Origin of the sequence: Flavobacterium esculini, assembly GCF_048284325.1 — a bacterium.
GTDB lineage: Bacteria > Bacteroidota > Bacteroidia > Flavobacteriales > Flavobacteriaceae > Flavobacterium.
Genome location: NZ_JBLVPI010000039.1, coordinates 1 through 4,015, shown reverse-complemented (window position 1 = coordinate 4,015; position 4,015 = coordinate 1). Strand labels below are relative to the sequence as shown.

Annotated in this window: 2 protein-coding genes; both read right to left on the bottom strand. The window is 30.7% G+C overall.

Annotated elements, in window-relative coordinates:
• Positions 1 to 150 precede the first annotated feature (150 nt).
• A complete protein-coding gene (locus tag ACNQGG_RS17180; protein WP_417966064.1) occupies positions 151 to 2,574 on the bottom strand; it encodes a TonB-dependent receptor in 2,424 nt (807 codons plus the stop codon).
• Positions 2,575 to 2,665: 91 nt separating this feature from the next.
• Entirely contained in the window at positions 2,666 to 3,700 is a 1,035-nt protein-coding gene (locus ACNQGG_RS17175; protein ID WP_417966062.1) for a helix-turn-helix domain-containing protein, read from the bottom strand.
• Positions 3,701 to 4,015 lie beyond the last annotated feature (315 nt).

Here is a 4,015-nt window from a genome sequence, read left to right as displayed (position 1 = left end):
CTCTTGATATTCTCTCTCTAGACTTTACGATAACTCCATAGTTCCTGCCAGTGACCGGTTCCGTTCAACACGGTTTTCATTGTTCGTGCTGCGCACGCAACGAAAACCTAGCTGTTACCTGCTGGCGTATTTTCCGTAGTACACTTTCCGTTAAAATTTATAACTATATCCAAGCCTTATTACTTGTGTTTCGTAATAGTCATTACTTGTATAGTTAAAACCTTGTCCGTTGATTTCTTTTTTGATTATCATTGTGTTTAGTAAATCTGTAGCGTTAAAAAAGAGTTCGCCTTTCCCTTTTTGAATTGCTTTTTTTAGCCCAAGGTCTAATGAAAACCTTGATTTAATTTTTCCTTGTGGAATTATATCGGGTGCTAAATAAATTGTTGTTAATTGTACATCTATGTTTTTAGGAAAATGAAACGTATTGTTCAATTTTATGTTTCCAGAATATATTTCTTGTTTGTCTGCTGAAAAAGTATGTGTAGTTGGATATTTGTTTTCAACTGTAAATGCATCAATTTGATTTCTGTATGCGTTTAGATTAATATTGAATGAGTACAATTTAGAAATTTCTTGTGCTAAAACCATTTCAATTCCTGTGTTGTAACTTTTATTTACGTTTTGAAATGTTGCATAAATTAAATTACTTGGTGGAACAGTACTTGAAATCCTTGTAATTGTACCATCAGCAAATCGGTGATAAATAGCGTTGTATAAACTTCCTTTTTCCCAACTTTTTTTATATCCCAATTCTATCGAATTGGTAAATTGTGGTCGCAATGCAGGATTCCCCACTTTTATAATTTCTGCGTCATCATATTTTGGAAAAATACGAATATCAACTTCGTTTGGTCGGTCAACTCTTCGGTTGTAGAAAACGGAAACTTTATTGTTGTCGTTAATTTTGTATGCCAAACGTAAATTTGGAAACGGTTGGGTATAATTATAACCATCACTTTGATATACTATATGGTTAGGATTAACTTCATATTGAATTTTTACATACTCAATTCGTAATCCTAATTCGGCTTCCCATTTTTTGTTTTCAAAAATGTAGTTTCCATAAACGGCAGGAATTAATTCTTTGTAAGTTGCCCAACCGCCTGCATTGGTGTCTAATACAGAATTCACACCTGGTATAAATTGCATATTTGTCGGTATATTTCTGTTGCGAAGTTTTATGCCTGTTTCAATTCGTCCGTATTTAAGTGGTTTTATGTAGTCAAAATTAAAATCATAAACTTGTTCGTCAGACAATAATTTAAACGCGTCGGTTCCTGTGGAAGTTGGCAAATAATTGTCGTAAAAATATTTTTCGTCTTCTCTGTGAAAAGTGTAATTTAAACCAATATTTAGCAAATGTCCTGCTTCTTTAAATTTGTGTTGATAGCTGGCAGTTGCCATTATGGTTGTTTTTAATTCATCTTCTAAAAACTGCCAAAGTCTATTTCGTTGTGAAAAATCGCTATTAAAAAAGGGTTGGTCGCCTCTGTCAATTATTTTTTCACTTCCAAAAAGTCCGGAAATAGTCAAAGAATTTTCGTCGTTAATTGCATAATCAAAACCACTTTTCAATGTCTTAAAATGTGTGTTTCTGTTGCGTTTTAATTGTGAATTTATGACTTCGCCATTGTCGTAATTTCTTATTACAAATTCATTTTTGTTGAGCGTTTCAGTATATAAATAATCGCCTTGAAAAAAGACATTGACTTTGTTTTTTCTATAATTGAGTGAAACGCTTGGGTTGATTTTTGGCGTAAAAGTATATTGTGGTCTTATGGTTGGTAAATTTTCTTTTCGTACCCAAAGTGAACCAACACCTGTTGTAAAACCAAACTTTCCATTAAAACCATCTTTTTTGTTTTTTTTGTAAATAATATTGATAATTCCTGCATTTCCATTTGCATCATATTTGGCAGAAGGATTGTTAATAATTTCAATTTTTTCAATGGCAGATGCAGGAATATTATCTAAGCCTGTTTGGTTTCCAAAACCTGTCAATGCTGTTTGTTTACCGTCAATTAACACTGTTACTTTATCGTTTCCTCGCAATTGTACTTTTCCGTCTTGTACTGTAACACTTGGCAAATTTTGCATTGCTTGTAATACCGAACCACCACTTTGACTGATATTATCTTTCAAAGAAAATGTTTTTTTATCCATTTTCTCACTTATCTCGGCTGTTTTTCCTGTTACAACAACTTCTTGCAAAGATGTTGATTCTTTATCTATCTCAATGTTTTTAATGTCAAGATATTCTGTTAGATTACCCACGAACAGCGATTGTTTTGTTGTTTTGTAGCCGATAAAAGAAACCTCTAAAAGGTAATCGCCTGACTTTACTTTTGATAATGAAAATCGCCCTTCTTCGTTGGTAACTGTCCCACTTACAAAAGAGCTATCTTTTTCAGTTTTCAAAACTACGTTTACAAAAGGCAAAACAGCTTTGCTGTTTTTGTCTTTAATAATACCCGAAACGGTTACGCTAGTTTGTGCGTTTGATATTGAGAAGAATGAAAGTTGTAAAATCAAAAAATACAGTATTTTTTTTGATGCTTTTTGTAGAGACATTTTTGATCAATTTGTAAATTATACTGCAAAGAACGTGAGTAACAACGAGTAAATAACAAAAGACAAGTGCAGAATAATTTTTTTGTACAAATTAGTTGTTTTGTGCAAGATTTTTTTTGAATTGAGTTGGTGTTAAACCTTTGTATTTCTTGAATATAGCATTAAAAGAAGATTTAGAATTAAAACCTACCTCTGTGGCAATTCCTAAAAGTGTAAATTGATTATTTTGGTCGGTTTTTATGCGTTTTATAAATTCTTCTACTCTGTATTCATTGATGAAATCTTGGAAATTTATTTTCATATGTTCATTTAAAACTTCCGAAATATACTGTTTTGGGATATTGAGTTCGTTTGAAACATCTTGAATGGATAATTTCCCATTTAAGTATAATTTATCCATTTCCATTGAATTAATTAAATCAGACTTATATTGTTCAATCAGTTTTGTGTTTAGTTTAGAATTTTTGTATTTGCTTATTTCGTTTTTCGGCAAAATATCTTTCCCTTTGCTTAATAATTTAAAAGAAATAAAATAGAATAAAAATGCGACAATTAATAAAAGATAGGAGTTAAAGTTTTGATTACTGAAAAAAGACAATTCTTCTAATCCTATTATTTTAAGAACATCATTTATACAAGAAAACACTAATAAAATAACAATTGGAATAACAAAATAAGTGGTCCAAATTCTTCTTTTATCTGTAAAAACGGAATGTAAGATTAAGCCTAGATAAATCACAAAAGTTATTTCCATAAGTACTTCAAGAATTTCAATATTCAAGTTTTCTTTGGGTAATTTTATTTCAAGTACTTCAAGAATTAAATAAAAAATGTTGGGAAGAAAAAATAGATAATTGGATTTTATAAATTTTTTTCTTTCGTTTTTGTAATACTTGAAAAACAAAAAAAGAAAGGTTACAAATAAGGTGTTATCAAAAAGAAACCAATCTGTATCTTTAACAAACAGATTGTTTTTGTCATCACCCAAGATGTAAAGCAAAACAGAGATTAAACCTCCAAAGAGCAACCAAAAAGTAGTTTTTTTGTAATCTTTTCGATTTGTAAACAAAATAATAAGAACAAAAATTCCTTGTATTAAAGCAATGATTTGAATTGTTTGGAGCATTGTTTTATTTAAGTTTTTTGGGTAAATGTAGTACAATTTTTGTTGTTTTTTCTACTTTTCGTGTCGCTCGGAACGCTTGCAGGTAACGTTCTGGGACTACAGCGGGTTTGGGATTAAATTAAGCCCATTCTTCGGATTTGCCAAATCATCCCAAATACAAAACCAACTTCAAATTAAGCCTAAAACCCAAATCTTGCCAAACACCTGTTGAACTAAACCTTCGGTAGCATCATTGTAGATTTTGATTATCTTACGAAGATAACTAAAATAGGATATTATGACTACAAAAAAAAGCATCCTGATGCGTTAAGAGAG

Coding starts and splice junctions, on each gene's coding strand:
- ACNQGG_RS17180 (WP_417966064.1), bottom strand. CDS start 2,574: ATGTCTCTACAAAAAGCATCAAAAAAAATACTGTATTTTTTGATTTTA.
- ACNQGG_RS17175 (WP_417966062.1), bottom strand. CDS start 3,700: ATGCTCCAAACAATTCAAATCATTGCTTTAATACAAGGAATTTTTGTT.